The 17936-nt window shown below is 32.9% G+C and carries 20 protein-coding genes; 1 reads left to right on the top strand and 19 read right to left on the bottom strand.

Annotation, left to right across the window (positions count from 1 at the left end; all coding sequences use genetic code 11):
• The first annotated feature begins 34 nt into the window (after positions 1-34).
• The gene (locus tag CSW08_RS13345; protein WP_106660368.1) at positions 35-850 is read left to right on the top strand and encodes a mechanosensitive ion channel family protein; all 816 of its coding nucleotides are present in this window, start codon (positions 35-37) and stop codon (positions 848-850) included.
• Positions 851-893: 43 nt separating this feature from the next.
• On the opposite strand, the gene tsaB is transcribed toward CSW08_RS13345, so the two are convergent.
• The 19 genes from tsaB to gcvH form a co-directional block, all read right to left on the bottom strand.
• A complete protein-coding gene (tsaB, locus tag CSW08_RS13340; protein ID WP_106660367.1) occupies positions 894-1562 on the bottom strand; it encodes a tRNA (adenosine(37)-N6)-threonylcarbamoyltransferase complex dimerization subunit type 1 TsaB in 669 nt (222 codons plus the stop codon).
• Position 1563: 1 nt separating this feature from the next.
• Entirely contained in the window at positions 1564-2892 is a 1329-nt protein-coding gene (locus tag CSW08_RS13335; protein ID WP_106660366.1) for a TolC family protein, read from the bottom strand.
• Positions 2893-2898: 6 nt separating this feature from the next.
• A complete protein-coding gene (locus CSW08_RS13330) occupies positions 2899-4026 on the bottom strand; it encodes an efflux RND transporter periplasmic adaptor subunit (RefSeq protein ID WP_106660365.1) in 1128 nt (375 codons plus the stop codon).
• Between the two features lie 168 nt (positions 4027-4194).
• Complete coding sequence (locus tag CSW08_RS13325; RefSeq protein ID WP_106660364.1) at positions 4195-5439, bottom strand: ABC transporter permease; 1245 nt, start codon at positions 5437-5439, stop codon at positions 4195-4197.
• A 2-nt stretch (positions 5440-5441) separates the two neighbouring features.
• A complete protein-coding gene (locus CSW08_RS13320; protein WP_106660363.1) occupies positions 5442-6671 on the bottom strand; it encodes an ABC transporter permease in 1230 nt (409 codons plus the stop codon).
• Positions 6664-7365 (bottom strand): ABC transporter ATP-binding protein, encoded by a 702-nt coding sequence (locus tag CSW08_RS13315; protein ID WP_106660362.1) that lies wholly within the window; start codon positions 7363-7365, stop codon positions 6664-6666. The genes CSW08_RS13320 and CSW08_RS13315 overlap by 8 nt, the downstream gene beginning before the upstream one ends.
• A gap of 86 nt (positions 7366-7451) precedes the next feature.
• The gene (locus CSW08_RS13310) at positions 7452-7613 is read right to left on the bottom strand and encodes a hypothetical protein (RefSeq protein WP_317044935.1); all 162 of its coding nucleotides are present in this window, start codon (positions 7611-7613) and stop codon (positions 7452-7454) included.
• Positions 7614-7686: 73 nt separating this feature from the next.
• Positions 7687-8223, bottom strand: coding sequence for a DUF420 domain-containing protein (locus CSW08_RS13305; RefSeq protein WP_106660360.1), 537 nt, complete (start codon positions 8221-8223; stop codon positions 7687-7689).
• Complete coding sequence (locus CSW08_RS13300; protein ID WP_106660359.1) at positions 8216-8959, bottom strand: SCO family protein; 744 nt, start codon at positions 8957-8959, stop codon at positions 8216-8218. Before CSW08_RS13300 ends, CSW08_RS13305 begins: the two co-directional genes overlap by 8 nt.
• The gene (locus CSW08_RS13295; protein ID WP_106660358.1) at positions 8943-9665 is read right to left on the bottom strand and encodes a hypothetical protein; all 723 of its coding nucleotides are present in this window, start codon (positions 9663-9665) and stop codon (positions 8943-8945) included. Before CSW08_RS13295 ends, CSW08_RS13300 begins: the two co-directional genes overlap by 17 nt.
• Before the next feature lie 95 nt (positions 9666-9760).
• Complete coding sequence (locus tag CSW08_RS13290) at positions 9761-10141, bottom strand: cytochrome C oxidase subunit IV family protein (protein WP_106660357.1); 381 nt, start codon at positions 10139-10141, stop codon at positions 9761-9763.
• A gap of 19 nt (positions 10142-10160) precedes the next feature.
• Positions 10161-11141 carry a cytochrome c oxidase subunit 3 gene (locus CSW08_RS13285; RefSeq protein WP_106660356.1) on the bottom strand — a complete coding sequence of 327 codons (981 nt, stop codon included), beginning with the start codon at positions 11139-11141 and terminating at the stop codon, positions 10161-10163.
• 49 nt (positions 11142-11190) lie between these two features.
• On the bottom strand, positions 11191-11772 hold the full coding sequence (locus CSW08_RS13280; protein WP_106660355.1) for a cytochrome c oxidase subunit 3: 582 nt from the start codon (positions 11770-11772) through the stop codon (positions 11191-11193).
• A gap of 2 nt (positions 11773-11774) precedes the next feature.
• Complete coding sequence (gene cyoE / locus CSW08_RS13275) at positions 11775-12668, bottom strand: heme o synthase (RefSeq protein ID WP_106660354.1); 894 nt, start codon at positions 12666-12668, stop codon at positions 11775-11777.
• Positions 12669-13026: 358 nt separating this feature from the next.
• Positions 13027-15123 (bottom strand): gliding motility protein RemB, encoded by a 2097-nt coding sequence (locus CSW08_RS13270; RefSeq protein WP_106660353.1) that lies wholly within the window; start codon positions 15121-15123, stop codon positions 13027-13029.
• A gap of 361 nt (positions 15124-15484) precedes the next feature.
• Positions 15485-16267 carry an energy transducer TonB gene (locus CSW08_RS13265; protein WP_106660352.1) on the bottom strand — a complete coding sequence of 261 codons (783 nt, stop codon included), beginning with the start codon at positions 16265-16267 and terminating at the stop codon, positions 15485-15487.
• A 115-nt stretch (positions 16268-16382) separates the two neighbouring features.
• On the bottom strand, positions 16383-17102 hold the full coding sequence (locus CSW08_RS13260) for an energy transducer TonB (RefSeq protein WP_106660351.1): 720 nt from the start codon (positions 17100-17102) through the stop codon (positions 16383-16385).
• Positions 17103-17162: 60 nt separating this feature from the next.
• Positions 17163-17540, bottom strand: a complete 378-nt coding sequence (locus CSW08_RS18290) for a VanZ family protein (protein ID WP_317044934.1) — start codon at positions 17538-17540, stop codon at positions 17163-17165.
• Entirely contained in the window at positions 17533-17913 is a 381-nt protein-coding gene (gene gcvH / locus CSW08_RS13250) for a glycine cleavage system protein GcvH (protein WP_106660350.1), read from the bottom strand. The genes CSW08_RS18290 and gcvH overlap by 8 nt, the downstream gene beginning before the upstream one ends.
• Positions 17914-17936 lie beyond the last annotated feature (23 nt).

The raw sequence follows: 17936 nt of genomic DNA, 5'->3' as shown, positions 1-17936 counted from the left end.
TCTTAACATAATAAACCTATTAAAACAAACATTCATGGATTTAGAAACTATTGAAACAGAAAAATGGATATTATTAGCTACAGAATATGGCATAAAGATTATTGGCGCCATTATTATTTGGATTGTTGGCGCATGGATTATTAAAAAAATCCTCAAAGCTAGCCGTAAAGTAATGACCAAAAGCAATTATGAAGAAAGTCTGCAAAAATTTCTGATGAACCTTTTAAATTGGTCATTAAAAATATTGTTAATCATTACGCTTTTAGGAACATTAGGAGTTCCTACAACCTCTTTTGCTGCTGTAATTGCAGCCGCTGGTTTAGCCATTGGTTTAGCGCTTCAAGGTTCTTTAGGTAATTTTGCTGGAGGTGTATTGATTATGATTTTCAAACCATTTAAAATAGGAGATCTTGTAGAAGCACAAGGTGAGATTGGTTCTGTAAAACAGATTGAAATATTTACCACTAAGTTAATTGGGCTTTCCAACAAGGAAATAATCATTCCTAATGGTGCTTTATCAAACGGAAATATCATTAATTACACAACAGAAGGCACCCGACGAGTCGATTTGGTTTTTGGTGTTGGTTATGATTCTGATATCAAAAAAACAAAAGAGGTTTTAATGACGGTTTTAAAAAATAATCCTAAAGTTTTAGAAATCCCAGAACCAACCGTAAATGTTTTAGAATTATCAGATAGCTCTGTTAATTTTGCTGTCAGGCCATGGTGTAACTCAGAGGACTATTGGGCCGTTTATTTTGAAATAACAGAAAACGTTAAAGAATCTCTAGATGCTGCCGGTATAGAAATACCATATCCACATCAAGTTGAAATTAGGAAAATGGCTTAATCCCTCTCCTAAATCCTCTCCCAAAGGGAAAGGACTTTAATTTTTATTTGGCTTTTAACGCGACAAAATCTTTTAAATAATAAGGTTCAAAATAAGCGACATCTTCAAAGTCGCTTATTTTGTATTTATTATAAGCTAGCAAACCCATGTTATTTGCAGAAGGTAATTTATTATCTATAAAAATGGCATTGGGGTGCATTATGATGCCTTTGGCTTTTTCAACACCATTACCAATGAAATAGACTTTACCTTTTTCTAAATATTTAACAAACGCATTTTCATCTAAAATCTGGGCTTGTGTTTCTCTGATTTGGTTATAGTCTGAATTGAAAATTCCCGAATACACTTCCATACGTCTTGCATCAAGCATAGGGATGATTATACCTTCATCCATTTTTACTTGATATGCTAAAGATTCAAGTGTGGACACTGAAATTAACGGCTTGTTTAAAGCAAAACAAAGCCCTTTAGCTGCCGAAACGCCAATTCGAAGACCCGTGTAAGACCCTGGCCCCTTGCTTACCGCTATGGCATCAATATCAGTTAAAGCTATTTTTGATTCTTTTAAAGCGGCATCAATAAAAACATGCAAACTTTCGGCATGCGAATAGTTCTTATTATTGTCTTCTTTTAAGAATACTGTTTTACCTTGTTTTGAAATAGAAACCGAACAATTGGTCGTTGCTGTTTCAATATTAAGTATTAAAGCCAAATTAATTTATCTTTATTGTTTTCCCCATGTAAAAGTCTAAAACTTTTGTCTTAAAAACAAAATCATATTTCGCATTAATTAAAGAAGCTTGTGCATTTATATATCTAATACGTGATTGTTCCAACTCAAAAGCATTCATCGCTCCAATGTTGAAACGTTCTTGAGAATTATTGAATGATAATTCTTGGGATTCTAATGATTTTTTAGCAGACTCGTAAGTTTTAAACGCAGCTTGAGCATCGGTATAGGCTCGTTGAATGTTTGATTCTAAATTTAATTTCGCTTGATCTAAATCCAACTGAGCATTGTCTTCCCTTATTTTTGATTTAGCAACTGCCGTTTTATTTTGAAATTGGGAAAATATGGGGATATTAACATTTAAATTAAAACTGTGTCCTTTATTATCTTCTAGTTGTGTAAAAAAAGCTTCTTCCGTAGTACTTAGATTGGTAAAGAAAACATTGGTACCAAAGCTATAACCAAAACTAACACTTGGCAAATATCCAGCTTTAGAAAGTTTGGTATTTATTTCTGAATTATCTATGTTTTTCTCTGCTATTTTAATTTCATTTCTGTTTTCCATCGCAAAATCTAATATAGGGGAAACATCATCATATAATAAAGCTTCCGACGGGGTATCAACTTCTATAACCTGAACATCAAACCCTTCAAAAGGTACTTGCAACAATTGTGACAAGGTTAACAAAGACAATGTAAAGTTATTTTCTGCCACTGTTAAAGCTTGTTCATCATTTGCTAAAGTGGCTTCTGCATCATAAATATTTACTCTTGGTTGTGTACCGGCATCTACCAAATCCTTAACCTGTTGTAATTGTTTTGTAGAAAAATCATATTGAGCCTTAGCTGTTTCTAATTGTTCTTTATTAAACAATACATTCAAATATGAATTAGCGACATTTAACGAAATATCGTCCTTAATCCTATTTAACTCAAGCTCACTTGTTTCTAAGTTTAGCTGTGCTTGTTTGTATAAATAGGTGGTTCTAAAACCATTAAAAACATTTTCAGATACCCTAACTCCAAAATTGGTAGAATTACTAGTTCTATTTACAAAGGATCCTTCAAATAACTGACTTTGTCCTAAACTTAAACCATGTGAAGCACTACCCGAAACCGATGGCAAAAAACTTCCTTTTGATGCTATAATATCTTGATCATTTATAAGCAGTGTGTTTTCAGCTTTTTTTACAGTAATATTATTTTCTAAGGCATACGCCACACATTCTTGCAGTGTCCATTTTTTTTGTGAAAAACACAATGCACTTACAAAGAAAACACTGATTACAATGCTATTTTTTATCTGTCTCATAATCAATTAGTTATTTCTCCTTTGTTCTTCTTCATTATTATCTTTAGAAGCTTTGTTCCAAACTTTAATTTTATCTCCCGTCTTAACGCCATCAAGAATTTCAACATTAATACCATCAGACAATCCTATCTTTACATCTTTCCTTTCAAATTTCCCTTCTCCTGTCTGTGTTTCAACAAATGGTTTGTCTGTAATTCTGTCGTATTGAAGTAAGGCTTCCCTCATACTGAAAACACTGTCTTTGCCTTCTAAATCTATTTCAGCATTGGCACTATAACCAGCTCTGATATTAGTAGTCGAATCAATAGTTACGTCTGCTTTAATAGTAAACTGAACGGCGCCATTTTCTTCAATGCCTTTTGGTGCGACAAATGTTAATTTACCAGGAAAATCTTTATCTTGAATGGCCCCAAGAACTATTTTAATTTCTTTACCTGCTTTTAGTTTGCCAACTTCTGCTTCGTCAACTTTCCCTTCAAAAATCATTAGGCTCATGTCGGCAATAGTTGCAATGGTAGTTCCTTCATTAAAGTTATTGCTTTCAATAACTTGATCGCCTGCTCTAACCGGAATTTCCAATATAGTTCCCGAAATTTGAGCCGTAATGCTCGTGTTTGCAGAGCTACCACCAGAAATAGAACCTTTTTTTATAATTTGGTAATCATTTTGGGACTGTGAGAATGTCTCTTTTGCTTGATTAAAACTAAGTTCTGTGTTTTCAAAATCTTGTTTCGAAATGACCCCTTTTTCAAACAATGCTTTGTTTCTGTCGTATTGAATTTTGGCATTATCAAAAGCTAATTGAGATGTTTTTATTCTACTTTGAGCTTGCACCAAGGTTTGCTCGTTTGGCACTACCCGAATAGATGCTATTAAATCTCCTTTTTTAACGATATCGCCTTCATCAACAAAAATTTCGTCAACAATTCCAGAAATTTGAGGTTTTAGCTCCACTTCTTCCTCTGGGTTTAATTTACCAGTTGCTACAGCTTTTGTGTTGATAGTTGTGTAAAAGGGCTCCTCAACTTTAAAATCCTCGACGGCTTTTGAATTGGAATCCATAAAATACTTGAGCACAATTATTAATAATATGGCGGCAACTAATCCTAAAATAATTTTTACTGTTTTGTTCATTTGGTTATTCTTAATGTTTTTTAATTTGTCAAATGGTGCTTCTATGTCAAGTTCATAATAAAAAAATATATAACGTTATAGAAGGTTCATTTGGTTGTTCTTATTGTTTCTAATTCTTCAAATGCTGATTATACATTTGCGTTATAGAAGGTTCACTTTTTTGATTGTTTATTCTTCTCTTAATGCTTCTATTGGTTTTACGCTTGTGGCTTTAAATGCCGGAATTAAGCCTATTAATGTTCCTAAAATGATTAACAATGTAAGTGCTATAAATACAACAGCTATAGATACTGATGCGTTTACAATCACGGCTTCATCTCCTTGTCCAAAAGCAGCATCTAGTCCTATTAAAATCCAGCCTCCTGAAATGATTCCTAATAATCCTGCCACAAGGGTTAAAAACACGGCCTCCACTACTATTTGCCTTTTTATTTCAAATGGCGTAGCTCCCAATGCCCGACGTAAGCCAATTTCTTTGGTACGTTCCCGAACGGTAATCAATAGAATATTCCCTATAGCAAAGACCCCTGCAAATAACGTAGCAACACCCACAAACCAAGTTAAGAACTGCATACCAGTTAAAAACCCCGTTACTCTTCCAATCTCTTGTCCTGCATTTGCGCTTCCCAAAGCGCGATTATCGTCAGGATGTATACTATTCAAATTTTTTAGTAATAACTTTGCGTCCTCTTCTATTTGCACGATGTCATATTCCAATTTACCTGTAATCATCATCCAACCAATTTGATCTCCCGCGTTATAAACTTGCTGAAAAGTTGTAAATGGAATATGCAGGTCTATACGAGGTCCCATGGTTATATTTGATACTTCAAACAACCCAATAACTTTAAAATTAATGCTGTTAATTTGAATGTACTGATCTATGGCTTCTTCATCCTTTTTAAACAATTGTTTATATATATCTTCTGATATAACAACCACTTTTTTTCTATCATCAATATCATTTTGATTAATGAAACGTCCATGTATCAGTTTTTTCTTTTCAACTTTATCTAGCAAGGGATAGTCTCCACCTACCGCGAAACTTCCAGAAAGAAAGTTTCTTACTACTGTTGCTTGATTTTGGTTTCTAGGCACTACAAACTCAACACCTTCTACATTCTCTTCCACCTTTTTGGCGTCAGTTAATGATAATCTTACACGTTTTCCCTCTTGAAAACCTTTAAAAGGTATACTTGTATTTTGAGCCCAAATAAAAACACTATTAGTTGCAAAATCTCCAAATAAGCGGTTAAAGGAATTTTCCAGACCTCTAGCAGACCCTAACAACCCTATCAATAATAAAATACCCCACCAAACACCTACCATAGTAAGGATGGACCTTAATTTGTTCTTATTAAAGCTATCAAAAACTTCTTGCCAAGTATCTCTATCAAATAAAAATCTAAACATGCTTAATCATTTCTTAAAGCAACAATTGGTTTAATTCTAGAGGCCTTTTGTGCTGGTAAATATCCGGCCAATGCCCCGGCCAAAACAAGGGTTATGGTGGCACCTATAACTAGGCTAGTACTAACACCTGGGTTTGTAATAAAATAAACTTCTAAACTTGGACCACTCAATTCTAAAACACCAACTCCTATTAACAGTCCAACATAACCTGCTATAGCCGTTATAAGTATAGATTCAATTAATATGATGGATATGATTGATTTTGGAGTAGCCCCTAAAGCTTTTCTAATACCTATTTCCTTAGTACGTTCTTTTACTATAAAAATCATAATATTACTAATACCTACAATACCTGCTATAAGTGTTCCAAAACCAATAACTAAAATAATGACTGTGAGCCCCCCTGTCATTAGGTCTATTTGTTGTGTTGCTTCGGCCATATTAAATACCCTTATAGCCCTTTGATCGTCACTAGCAACAGAAAACCTACTCTTTAACTTTCTAGTAAGCAAATTACTAAAGCCTAATGCTTGATCATAATTTAAATTGGGATTATAGGTTAAGTTAATCTGGTCTATATAGTCATTATTACCATAAAGAAGCTGTGCTGTAGTAATTGGCATATAAATAAGACGCTCTTCATTATCACCGCCTTCATCTGTAAAGACACCTACTACCATATATTGTATACCATTAAGATTTATGTATTTACCTATGGCTGATTCTTTTATAAATAAATCTTCTTCAACTAATCTTCCAATAACGATGATTTTAGTTCTGTTTTCAAGATCATTTTGATTAATATAGCGTCCTTCTTTTATAATATTTTTTTCTACAAACTGGTAATCTGGGTGTACAGCAATTAAACTGTAGCTATTCTTTTCATTTTTATATGAGGCATTTACGTTTTTGTAAACCCTCGAGGTAATAAATTCAACTTTATCGTTAAATTCTTCTTTTACATACTCATAATCTTCATTTTTAAATTGAATACGTCTTCCTGCCTGAAGGCCTTCGTTAGCTATGGTTGTTCGCCCCGACATAATAAAAATGGAATTAGTAGCCGTATCAACAAACTCTTGTTCAAAAGTATTTTGTAATCCATTGGCAATACCAAAAAGAATGGTAAATAATAAAATAGCAAACGCCACAGTAAACCCAGAAAGCAAACTTCTAGTTCTGTTTTTATTGATACTTTGAAAAATTTCTCTCCAGAGATCTAAATCAAACATAGTGTCCTGCTCTTACTTGTTTTATCTTTTTATCCTCTATAATGACACCATCACGTAAATGTACAATGCGTTTACACATATTAGCTATATCTTCTTCATGGGTTACCATTAAAATGGTTTTACCTTCATCATTCAATTGCTGGATAAACTCCATAATTTCATTGGAAGTAGTTGTATCTAAGGCTCCCGTAGGTTCATCTGCCAATAATAACTTTGGATTTGCTGCTAATGCCCTGGCAATAGCAACGCGTTGTTTTTGTCCGCCTGAAAGTTCTTTAGGTAAGTGGTGGGCCCAATTTGTTAATCCTACTTTTTCTAAATGGAACATAGCCAATTCTTGACGCTCTTTACGTTTCAACCCCTGATAATATAAAGGCAATGCTACATTCTCAAGCGCATTTTTATAATTAATAAGATTAAATGATTGAAAAATAAACCCTAAAAACTTATTTCTGTAAACAGCCGCTTTTTTTTCGGTAAGGTTTTTAATAAGTAGCCCATCAAGTATATATTCACCCGAATCGGCTTCATCAAGCATCCCTATAATATTCAACAATGTGGATTTTCCAGAACCTGAAGATCCCATAATAGCAACCATTTCACCCTGTTCTACGGATAAATCTATACCTTTTAAAACATGCAAACTGGAATTTCCTATGGGATAGGATTTGTGTAATTTTTTAATTTGTAACATCTTTGATTGATTAATAAGCCTTACAGATTTATTTGTTAGACTTGGATTACAAAGAAATGTTACATATAAATAATAAAAAAAATTTATTATTTATTTAACTTAGCATTCACTCTGTAAAATTTCCTATATATTAAATAACTTATACCCGCCACTAAAATATAAGGAATTGCCATAAGGTATACAATGCCGTCATTGATGCCTTGCGCCGCGGTTTGCCCTTCTTCACTTTCCAGTACGGCTCTACACATAGCACATTGCGCATTGGTCTTGGGACTAAAGACAAGAGATAAAAGATAAAAGACTACTATTTTATACTTTAATTTAAACATAATATGGAGAAATCATGATATAAACCATAACACCTGTTACCGCTACATAAAACCAAAGCGGAAATGTTATTTTAGCTATTTTTTTATGTTTTTCTATATTATTGGTTATGGCTCTTACATAAGTAATAAGCACAAACGGAATAACAATTATTGACAATAATATATGTGTAATTAATATAAAATAATAGATGTATTTTATAACACCTTCACCACCAAATTTCGTGGAATCGCTTGTCATGTGGTAAGCCACATACATAACCAAAAATACCGCAGAACACCAAATAGCCGTGGTCATTAAATTTTCGTGAAGCACTAAATTCTTATTTTTAATAGCTATTAAAGCAAAAACTAAAATAATAGCGGTTAAACCATTTATTGTTGCATAAATAGGAGGCAAAAAAGACAGTGGTTCTACATTGGGGATTTTTACACCAAATAAAATGGCTACTACCACTGGAATAGCTATGGATAGTATGACAATTAATTTGTTGTACTTTTTTTCATCCAATATTTTTTCAGAATTATTCATTAAGCAACTTTTTTATATCTTCTTTTAACGCACTAATTTCTTCTTTCGAACCGTCATCATCTACTTTCTCTTCTTCTGAAACAATACCTTTATAATAAATTATTGGGTTTCCAAATTCATCTTTTCTGGAACGAATAAACCCATTTTTATCAATTAAAGCAAAATTTCCTGAATGTTCGAATCCACCCAAAACATCTTCTTCCTCTGCTGTATATAAATTAAACCCTTCGTTAGACAGTTTATAAATTGTATTCTGATCACCTGTCATTAAATGCCAGTTTGGATTGGTAATACCATATTTTTTAGCATATTCCTTTAATACTTCTGGTGAATCGTATTCTGGATTAATTGTGAAAGACGCCACTCCAAAATTTTCAAAATCTTTGAACTCATTTTGAATTTGAACCAAATTTGAATTCATTCTTGGACAAATGGTTGGACAAGTTGTAAAAAAGAATTCAACCACATACACCTTTCCTTCATAATCCTTATTTGATATTATCTTGCCATCTTGATTAGTAAAAGAAAATGCAGGAACTTTTTTGGGTTCGTCATTAATTTTAATAAATACTAAATCTGATTTAGATATTTCTTCTAGCTTTTGGTCACTTCTGCTTTCTTTCCTAGAGACATCATTATTTGTAATTCTATCAATAATTCTTGGGATAAAATAAATACCAAATACCAAAATAACAAAGGCGATACCTATGTACGAATAATTAGTTTTCTTCATCATGTTCTATTAAATCGTTTGCCCTTCTGGTTGAAGAATCAAAATCTCCTTTTCTTTTTTGACGGTACTCTGTAAACAATATCCGCATATCTTCACTCATTTTATTTTTGATTTCAGCCACCTCAATACAATTATATGAGTACAAACCATGTATTGAACTTTTTTTAGCAATGTCATTATCTCCTCTATCATCCAATCGTCCTCTTTGGTTCAAATCTTTATCGATTATAAACACATCATCGGTGGCTAAATTAGCATCTAATGACATGTTACTTTTCAAACTTTTAAATAGATTCTGAATGGTTTCTGGTTCTCCAAAAACAAAGTACCAAAATCTGATATCGTCATACGAATTTATTTCCTTCTTTAATGATTCAACTTCTGCATCGGCTTCTTTTGGCACTACAATCACCACTTGAAAACGTTTGAATCCTTTAAATTTATCATAAACCAACTCTTTCAAATTGGAGGCTGCAATCGCTTTTTCCATAGGATGCTTTCCTAAAAAACCCAGTACAGTAATATGATCATATAAAACAATCTCTTCATTGGAATCTGAAGTAAATCCGTTTAAATCAAACACAGATTCATTAACAATATCTAATGGCGTGTAGTTGTGGGTGGCCGGGTATAAAAACAATAAAAACGTAACAGGAAGAAAAAACAGAATTCCTAAAACTACATAGCGGGCAACTTTTTTATAATCCATTGAAGTATTCTGTTATTGTAAACCGATTTGCAAAAATAAAAAAGGTGGTTTAAATAACCACCTTGAATTTATCTTTTAACAATATAAATAACGTATTAAAAATCTGTTTTGATGTATCCTGTGGTATAAATACTTTCAATATAACCTCCTTCTTGCAATAAGATGAAAATTAAGTATAGAATTAAGAATATAGCTGTCCAAACCACCATACGTCTTAATGCTTTGACCTCATCGCGCATGTGCATAAAATCCCAAGTGATGTAATAGGCTTTTACCAAAGTTAATATGATGAATATCCAGTTTAGGATTTTCATTCCTATAAACTTTGCCATTAAAGATTCTGGTTTATAAATACCTAACACAACCTCTATAGCTGTTACTATAGTTAAAAAGATTAAAACGCCCCAAATTTTTTGGGTATTGGATTTAAACTTAACTAAGCCTCTAAATATTTCTAATTTATGTGCGTGTGCCATTTCTTAATATTAAATAAAATTAAACAAGGTAGAAGAACGTGAATACAAATACCCAAACCAAATCTACAAAGTGCCAATAAAGCCCCACTTTTTCAACCATTTCGTAGTTTTTACGTTTTTCATAAGTACCTAGAATAACATTAAAGAAAATAATGATATTAATGATGACTCCAGAAAATACGTGAAACCCGTGAAACCCTGTAATAAAGAAAAAGAAATCGGCAAATAGTGGAGAACCATATTCGTTTTCTTTCAAGTTAGCACCTTCAACAACATGGGTACCATTGTTTTTTAACTGTTTTAATGATTCCGCTCGCGAAAGCACTGTTTTTTCACCATGTTCATTAAGCAATTGTGTTCTTACTAATATATTTTCATGAGCTTCTAAACCACTAACAACCTCTTCAACTGTATAGGTTGGCAAAGTCCCTTCTTCAACAAACCAAAGGCCATTTTCCCTTCCATGTTCAGTTCTTTCTGTGTGTTCTCCCACAACAAAATCCCTTAAAGCGACTCTATGTCCATCAGCATCTACAAATTGTAAAATATTACCTCCTTTTGTTTGTACAGCACCAAAATCCCCTTTAATAAATGTGGCCCATTCCCAAGCTTGGGAACCCACAAATATTAACCCACCAATGATGGTTAAAAACATGTAAATAGTAACTTTTCCTTTATTTAAATGATGGCCAGCATCAACAGCCAAAACCATGGTTACAGACGACATGATAAGCACAAACGTCATAAACGCAACATAAATCATGGGTAACTCTTGACCGTGTAAAAAAGGTACGTGAGTAAACACTTCGTCGGCAATAGGCCAATAATCTATAAACTTAAATCTTGAAAATCCATAGGCTGCTAAAAACCCAGAAAATGTTAAAGCATCAGACACGATGAAAAACCACATCATCATTTTGCCATAACTTGCTTTTAATGGCTCGTTACCACCTCCCCAAGCTTTACCTTCAATTTCAGTAGCTACAACTGTATTACTCATATATATTGGTTGTTTTTAAAAAAAAGTTGCACAAAAATAATCAATTTATTTATCTAATAAAATATAAAAACAAAAAGAGATACACCCAAAGTATATCTATAAAGTGCCAAAAGGTGGATGCCAGTTCAAAACCAAGCATTTTCGAAGCATTATACTTTTGTTTAAAATGATTATAAATTACGACTAACAAACAAATTAACCCAACAACAACGTGCAAAATATGCACTATTGCTATTAAATAGATGTAAGACATGGTTACATTACTAGTTGGTCCCGTAAAATTATAACCTAAATCAATAATTTGCTGAAAGCCTGAAAATTGATTGAAAATAAAAACACATCCCAAAATAAGCGTTACAAATAACCATAAAGTAGTTAACTGTTTCTTATCTTTTTTTAATGCTTGTTTTGCTAAAAAAAAGGAGCCACTACTTAATATGATAACTACAGTGCTTACAATAAACGCATTTGGTAATTGAAAATCTTTCAACCAATCTGGTCTAGAGCTGCTAACAACAAATGCACTTGTCCATCCAGCAAACGACATAATAAGCGAAATAATACCAAACCAAAGCATCATTTTTTTTGCCCTGTTATTTTTTTCTTCTAAAGTACCTTGAGTTAAATCCATATTTATCTTATAAATTTATCGATGACGTAAACAATTTGAACCAATGTTATGTAGGATACACTTGCCAACATCAATTGTTTTGCTGCTTGTACCGTCATTTTTTTAAATAATTTAATGGCATAATAAAGCATTCCGAGACCTAAAATAAACACCAAAATAGCTGCAATTATAGACAACTGCAACGTCCCTGTGAAACCAAAAACAGGAATGATAGATACTATTAACGTCCAAATAGTGTACATAATGATTTGCACAGCTGTTCCTTTATCTTGCTTACCTGTAGGCAACATAAAAAATCCACCTTTTTTATAATCTTCAAACAAAAACCAGCCAATAGCCCAAAAATGAGGAAATTGCCAAAAAAATTGCAAAGCGAACAACGTGCCCGGTTCTATGCCAAAATTATCTGTAGCGGCTACCCAACCCAACATAAATGGAATGGCTCCTGGAATGGCACCTACAAAAACCGATAGTGGAGTTTTTGTTTTTAGTGGTGTATAAACACAGGTATATATAAAAATGGAAATAGCACCAAACATAGCGGTTTGCTTGTTGATGGTATATAAAATAATCACTCCCAACAACGTAAAAACAGAAGCAATGATAAAGGCTGTGTTTACAGACATACGTCCAGCAGGTATGGGACGGTTTTTAGTACGATCCATTAAGGCATCTAAATCCTTTTCAATAATTTGATTAAAAGCATTGGAAGCTCCAACCATAAAATAACCGCCAAAGGCCAATAAAACCAATGTTTTAAAATCTACTATGTCAACCCCTAACAAATAACCTGCAAGCGATGAAAAAACCACACTTATTGCTAATCGCATTTTAGTGATTTCCTTAAAATCTGAAATAACAGAATATGTTGTTAATGAAGAATTTGTACCGCTCAACGTTTTATGTCTAGATCGCTTTTTATATGGCGAGTGCAAAGATACTTTATTAATGCATTTTGAGCAATGCTTTTTATTGGTAATTTATTTAGGAAACCAACACTATTTATTTGGGCGTGCCCTTTACAGGTCGGGCTGTTCGTTACAATCTTTTTGCTCGTGCCTCACAAAAAGGATTTTCACTGCCATCCCTCACGCGGGCATGTTTGCAGCTTTAATTATTTAATTTATGGGCATATAATTTTCGCAACTCATAATTTCCTGTTTATAATTAAGAGATTGTCTAAGATCCCTGCTTTACTCATTCATTCTTATTTTAGAATAGGTATTCATGAACCTCCGATTTCGCAGGAATGTATCAAAAATCAAAATACCAATTAAACAAATCTGTTCTTATGCCCAAGTTTAACCATACCGTATCACTATTAAAAGCAGTAGTAGTTTCGGCTTCTGGGTTAAAGTTTCTAAATGTGATATCAGCAAATATTTTTAGGTTTGATGCCGGATTAATCAAATAACCTGCCTGAATGTTACCATTAAACGTATTGGTTTTTATCCCTTGGCCAACTTCAACGCCAGTGTCAAAAGGTCTCTCGTTATAATTTCTATAAATATCACCACCATAACTAAAATTATCGGTATCATTATTAAAATCTAATCCTCTTACGCCAAAAATAAGTTTGGCATCAGCAAACCATCGTTTATAATAGTATCTACCAATGATAATAGCTTCACTAAAATTGGCTCCCCATAAATGTGCCATAGACTGGTTATTATGCCCATAATTTAAGACCGTATTATGTGAATAGGTATATGGCCTTATTCTGTTATATTCAAACTGCAATAATAAATTATCAACTTTAAAAGCATTGAAGTATTTAACCCCTAGTTGGTATCCAAATTTATTTTTCCAACTTCTTTCTCCTCCTTTGACATCGCTAAGGGAAAATTCATCTAAAATAAATTGGCTGTATAGGTTTACGCTATTGTTCCATTTATATTTTGCTGAAGCCCCTAAAACAGCATTGCCTGCACCCTGACCTGTTTCAAATTCTATAGCTCTGTAAAATATAATCGGATTTAAATAGTTTATATCGAAACCCCTATCGTTACTATTGGTCCATAAAACCGATTCAAATAATCCTAAATTAAATCGTTTAGACACATTCCAACTTAAATAATGTGTCGCCATATATTTGGTTAAAAACGCCTTGTCTTGAGTGACTTCTGGTCTAACATCTTTTAACCACATCCATGTATTGGTATATTTTATTTTCCAAAACGTGGTGTTTAGCTTCAGAAAAGGATGTGGACTAGCCACATCGCTCAACAATAAAGACCGATACCCATCACCTATAAAATTTTTACCATGTCCGAATTGAACATTTAAAAACGTTGCTGGGGAATATGATAAATAAGCCTCAGCTACAGGATAATCGTAACCATTAGTTTTAAAACGTTTTGCAATACCCCGCCCTGGAATAATGGCTGGGTCTGGCCCAAATGCTTTTAAACTTTCGGCATAAGTATTTACATAGTGTGCAAATCGCCCTTGGCTTTCAAAAACCGAGGAATAAAAATTAAACTTTTTACCCAATCCACCTTGCACCAAAAAACCTCGTGTATTATTATAGGTTGAACCAAATTCGGCTTCAGTGTCTTTACCTACTTGTAAATCTAAAATGGGGTCAATTGTAAACCAATAATCTTTACCCTGCAATGCCACTAAATGCTCATTCCAAAGTTTTTTTTCTGTCCAAGTCCTTGTTTCTCTTTTTAGTGCTTCTTTTTCTTTTTTGATGTCATAATATCTAGACACATCCTCATAAATAAAAGGTTTAGATGCCGTATGGCTGTTAGTGCCAATTACATTCATGTGGCTATCAAATCTAGCATAATCACTATGGGTAAAAGGGATATTTAATTGACTGGAATATGCTTTATTGGTAAACGCAGTTAGATTATTGTTTATACTATCAAATTCTCTTTGAGCTTTTTCCTGTAATTGAGTTATTTCATTTGCTTTTGAAGTATTATCTAATGGGACTTCTTGATTAACCAATGGAATATTAATAGCTATTGAATATTGCTTAAACGTAGGATTGCCATTATAAGTACCAGGTTTTATTGTTGGAAACAAGTCAAAAACACGTTTCGCTTCTTCCTTTAGCTCATCATACATGGCATCTGTATACACAACCTTAAATTGTCCTTCAGCATTTACTTCAAAAATGACCGACACCTCACCTTTAAAATTTTGGTCTAAAACTTTTTGAGGAACTTTAAAATTATCGTAAATAAATTGGTGTACTTGGCTATTAAAACAATGTTGTTGTGCATCAATTGATGTAGAATCACAGTTGGTAAAAACCGGAGGTCTTTCGTTATAAGATGGTTCTTGTGAATAGGTATTATATTGAACTAAAAATAGAAGTAGTACAATGAATCGCTTCATAAGAATTAAAAAGAATTGATTTAGAGTTGAAAGATAGTATATTTTTAATAATGAGCCAATAAAGAATTTTTTGAAACGAACCATCTTCGAGGCAGAGCCATAGAGGCATTTCGCTCGTTTCATTTTGACCTTTGGATCAATAATCAAAATTCTATATTTGGATTCCCGTTTTATTCATTACTTAATATTTTTATAATAAAGAATTCATGAATCTTACGATGTCACGGGAAATCGAAGATTCGACAAAGTCAATGACAATTTCAACGGAAACCCGACGCAAAACGTCGAGGAATTCTTTCGATTAAAAAACCGTTATCACTGCTATGATAACGGTTTTCAAAATATAATATTTTATGCATTACTAATTCTGTACCTGAAATACAATGGGTAGGGAATAAATAACACCTACATTTTTATTTTGCTGCCTCCCAGGGGTCATATCAGGAATTTGGTTAAGTACGCGTTCTGCTTCTTCTTTTAGTTTTGAATGTGGAGCCCGTATTTGAATATCTGTAACATGCCCAGTTTTATCAATTTTAAATTGTGTTCTTATAACTTGTTTCCCTGTTAAACCCAACTCACCAGCTAAATTGGTATCAAATTGTTTTTGAACTAATTTGGTTATTTTTTCGGACATGCATTTACGTTTTGCATCGTTACTTTTTTCTTTTTCACAACCAGGGTAGATTGGCACTTGTTCAATAAAAGTTATATGTATTGGAATGTCTTCTGGCACTACATCAACTTTTATATCACCTGGAGATATTGGCTTATCTATAACTGGAGGTTCTGTAAAAATTTCTGAGATTACTTCGATAGTAGGATCATCACTTATAGTTGGTTCCTTGAAACTATTAGGTATCTTTTTTACTAGTTCTTTTTTAACTTCTTCTTCATAAACTTTTACGGGATCATGAAAAACGTATAGGTCATTGTCGTCCATTCGAGGATAAGCGGTTACAATGTCATCTGTTTTTTCAAAATTCATTTCAAGCAAGCCATAGGCTGCCAAAAAACATACAATTAACCCTACCTGAAAAAACAGAACGGAGTTTTTTTGTAAATTTGCATCATGCTTTTGTGATTTTTTTACGACTTGCTCATTTTGCCGAATGAGGTCTAGAGTCTTTTTTGGAGTTTTCATAATGTAATAATTTAAATGTTAATATTATGATAAAATCACAAGAAGCATACCAAAAAAGAAATCCCGTTACAAAAATTTTTGTAACGGGATTTTATGTAAAGAATTTTAAAAAAAATCAATCTTGAACTACAAAAACTATAGGTAATGAATATGGCACGGTAACAGCTTTACCACGTTGTTTTCCTGGCAACATTTTTGGCAATAAATTGATGACTCTAGCAGCCTCTTTTTCTAAACCTGGATGTGGAGCTCTAGACTGAACACCAGTTACAGCACCTGTTTTGTCTATTTTAAACATAACAGTGATACGTTGTCTTCCAGATAATCCTAAATCACTTGCCAAGTCTGTATTGAATTTTTTTCCAACAAATTCTTGAATTTTTTCAGACATACATTTTTTCTTTTGCTCATTATTCCCTTTTTCACAACCAGGATATGTAGGAACATTTTCAATAACTGCAAATGGCACTTCAAGGTCTTCCTCTACTTGTGCTACTTCGATTTGTTGCACTTCTACAATTTCTTCAGTTTGACTAGTTTCAGTCGATTGTATGATGGTCTCCTCAACTTCTTCCTCATCTTCAACAATCTCAATTACTTCAGTTGGAGCTGGTGGTGGTGGTGGTGGTGGTGGTTGTACTAATTGTTCTGTAATTGGAATTTCTTCTTCTATTTCATCATCTAAATTTAATTGACCTATATCTATATTAGATTTATCATAGGTTTTATAATTAATGGCAAAATTGGTTAAAAATAACATGAGCATTAAACCAATTGCGAAGTAAAGCGAACTGTTACGTCCAACATTTGCTTTAGGATTTTTTTTAGGTTCCATAATTTATACTGTTTTTGAAGATTGCTAAAATAAGTATTTATTTATCAAAATTGCAAGCGTTTATAATTTTTTAACTGTATTTATATTTTTTAACAGTAACAAACATGCCGCAAACAATACTCCCAAGGAATTCGCTAGCACATCATACACATCCGCTTGTCTTGTTGATGTAAACACTCCTTGCAATACCTCAATAATTATACCAAAAATAATCGATATAACAGATGCAAACAAGATGGCTTTTGTTTTACTTATTTTAAATTGAAAAAAAAAGGTATAAAACCATAAAAAAGCTAAAACAGCGTACGATAATGAGTGAAAGATCTTGTCGCCGAAGGATACACCCACATCTGGTAACTTTTTAATTGGTAATAAACAAACCGAAGCCAGTGCCAAAGAATAAAAAATGGTTATTAAAAATAAATACTTTTTAAGCACCGACAAGGTTTTTGTATTCTTCTGAAGATAATAAATTATCGACCTCACTTAGGTTAGAACACTTTATTTTTATCATCCAACCATCACCATAAGGGTCTTTATTAACCTTTTCTGGTTCGTCTTCTAAAGCATTATTAAATTCAACAATGTCTCCTGATAAGGGTAAAAACAAATCTGAAACCGTTTTTACAGCCTCAACCGTTCCAAAAATTTCTTCGGCGGCCAATGTTTCATCTAATGTTTCAACTTCAACATATACAATATCGCCCAATTCACTTTGCGCAAAATCTGTAATGCCGACTGTGGCAATATCTCCTTCAATCTTAACCCATTCGTGGTCCTTTGTATATTTTAATTCTGATGGAATATTCATGTTATTGTTTTAAGTTAAATATG

Source organism: Confluentibacter flavum (assembly GCF_002843175.1).
GTDB lineage: Bacteria > Bacteroidota > Bacteroidia > Flavobacteriales > Flavobacteriaceae > Confluentibacter > Confluentibacter flavum.
Note: the sequence above shows the minus strand (reverse complement) of the source record. Positions and strands in the feature narration are given on the sequence as shown.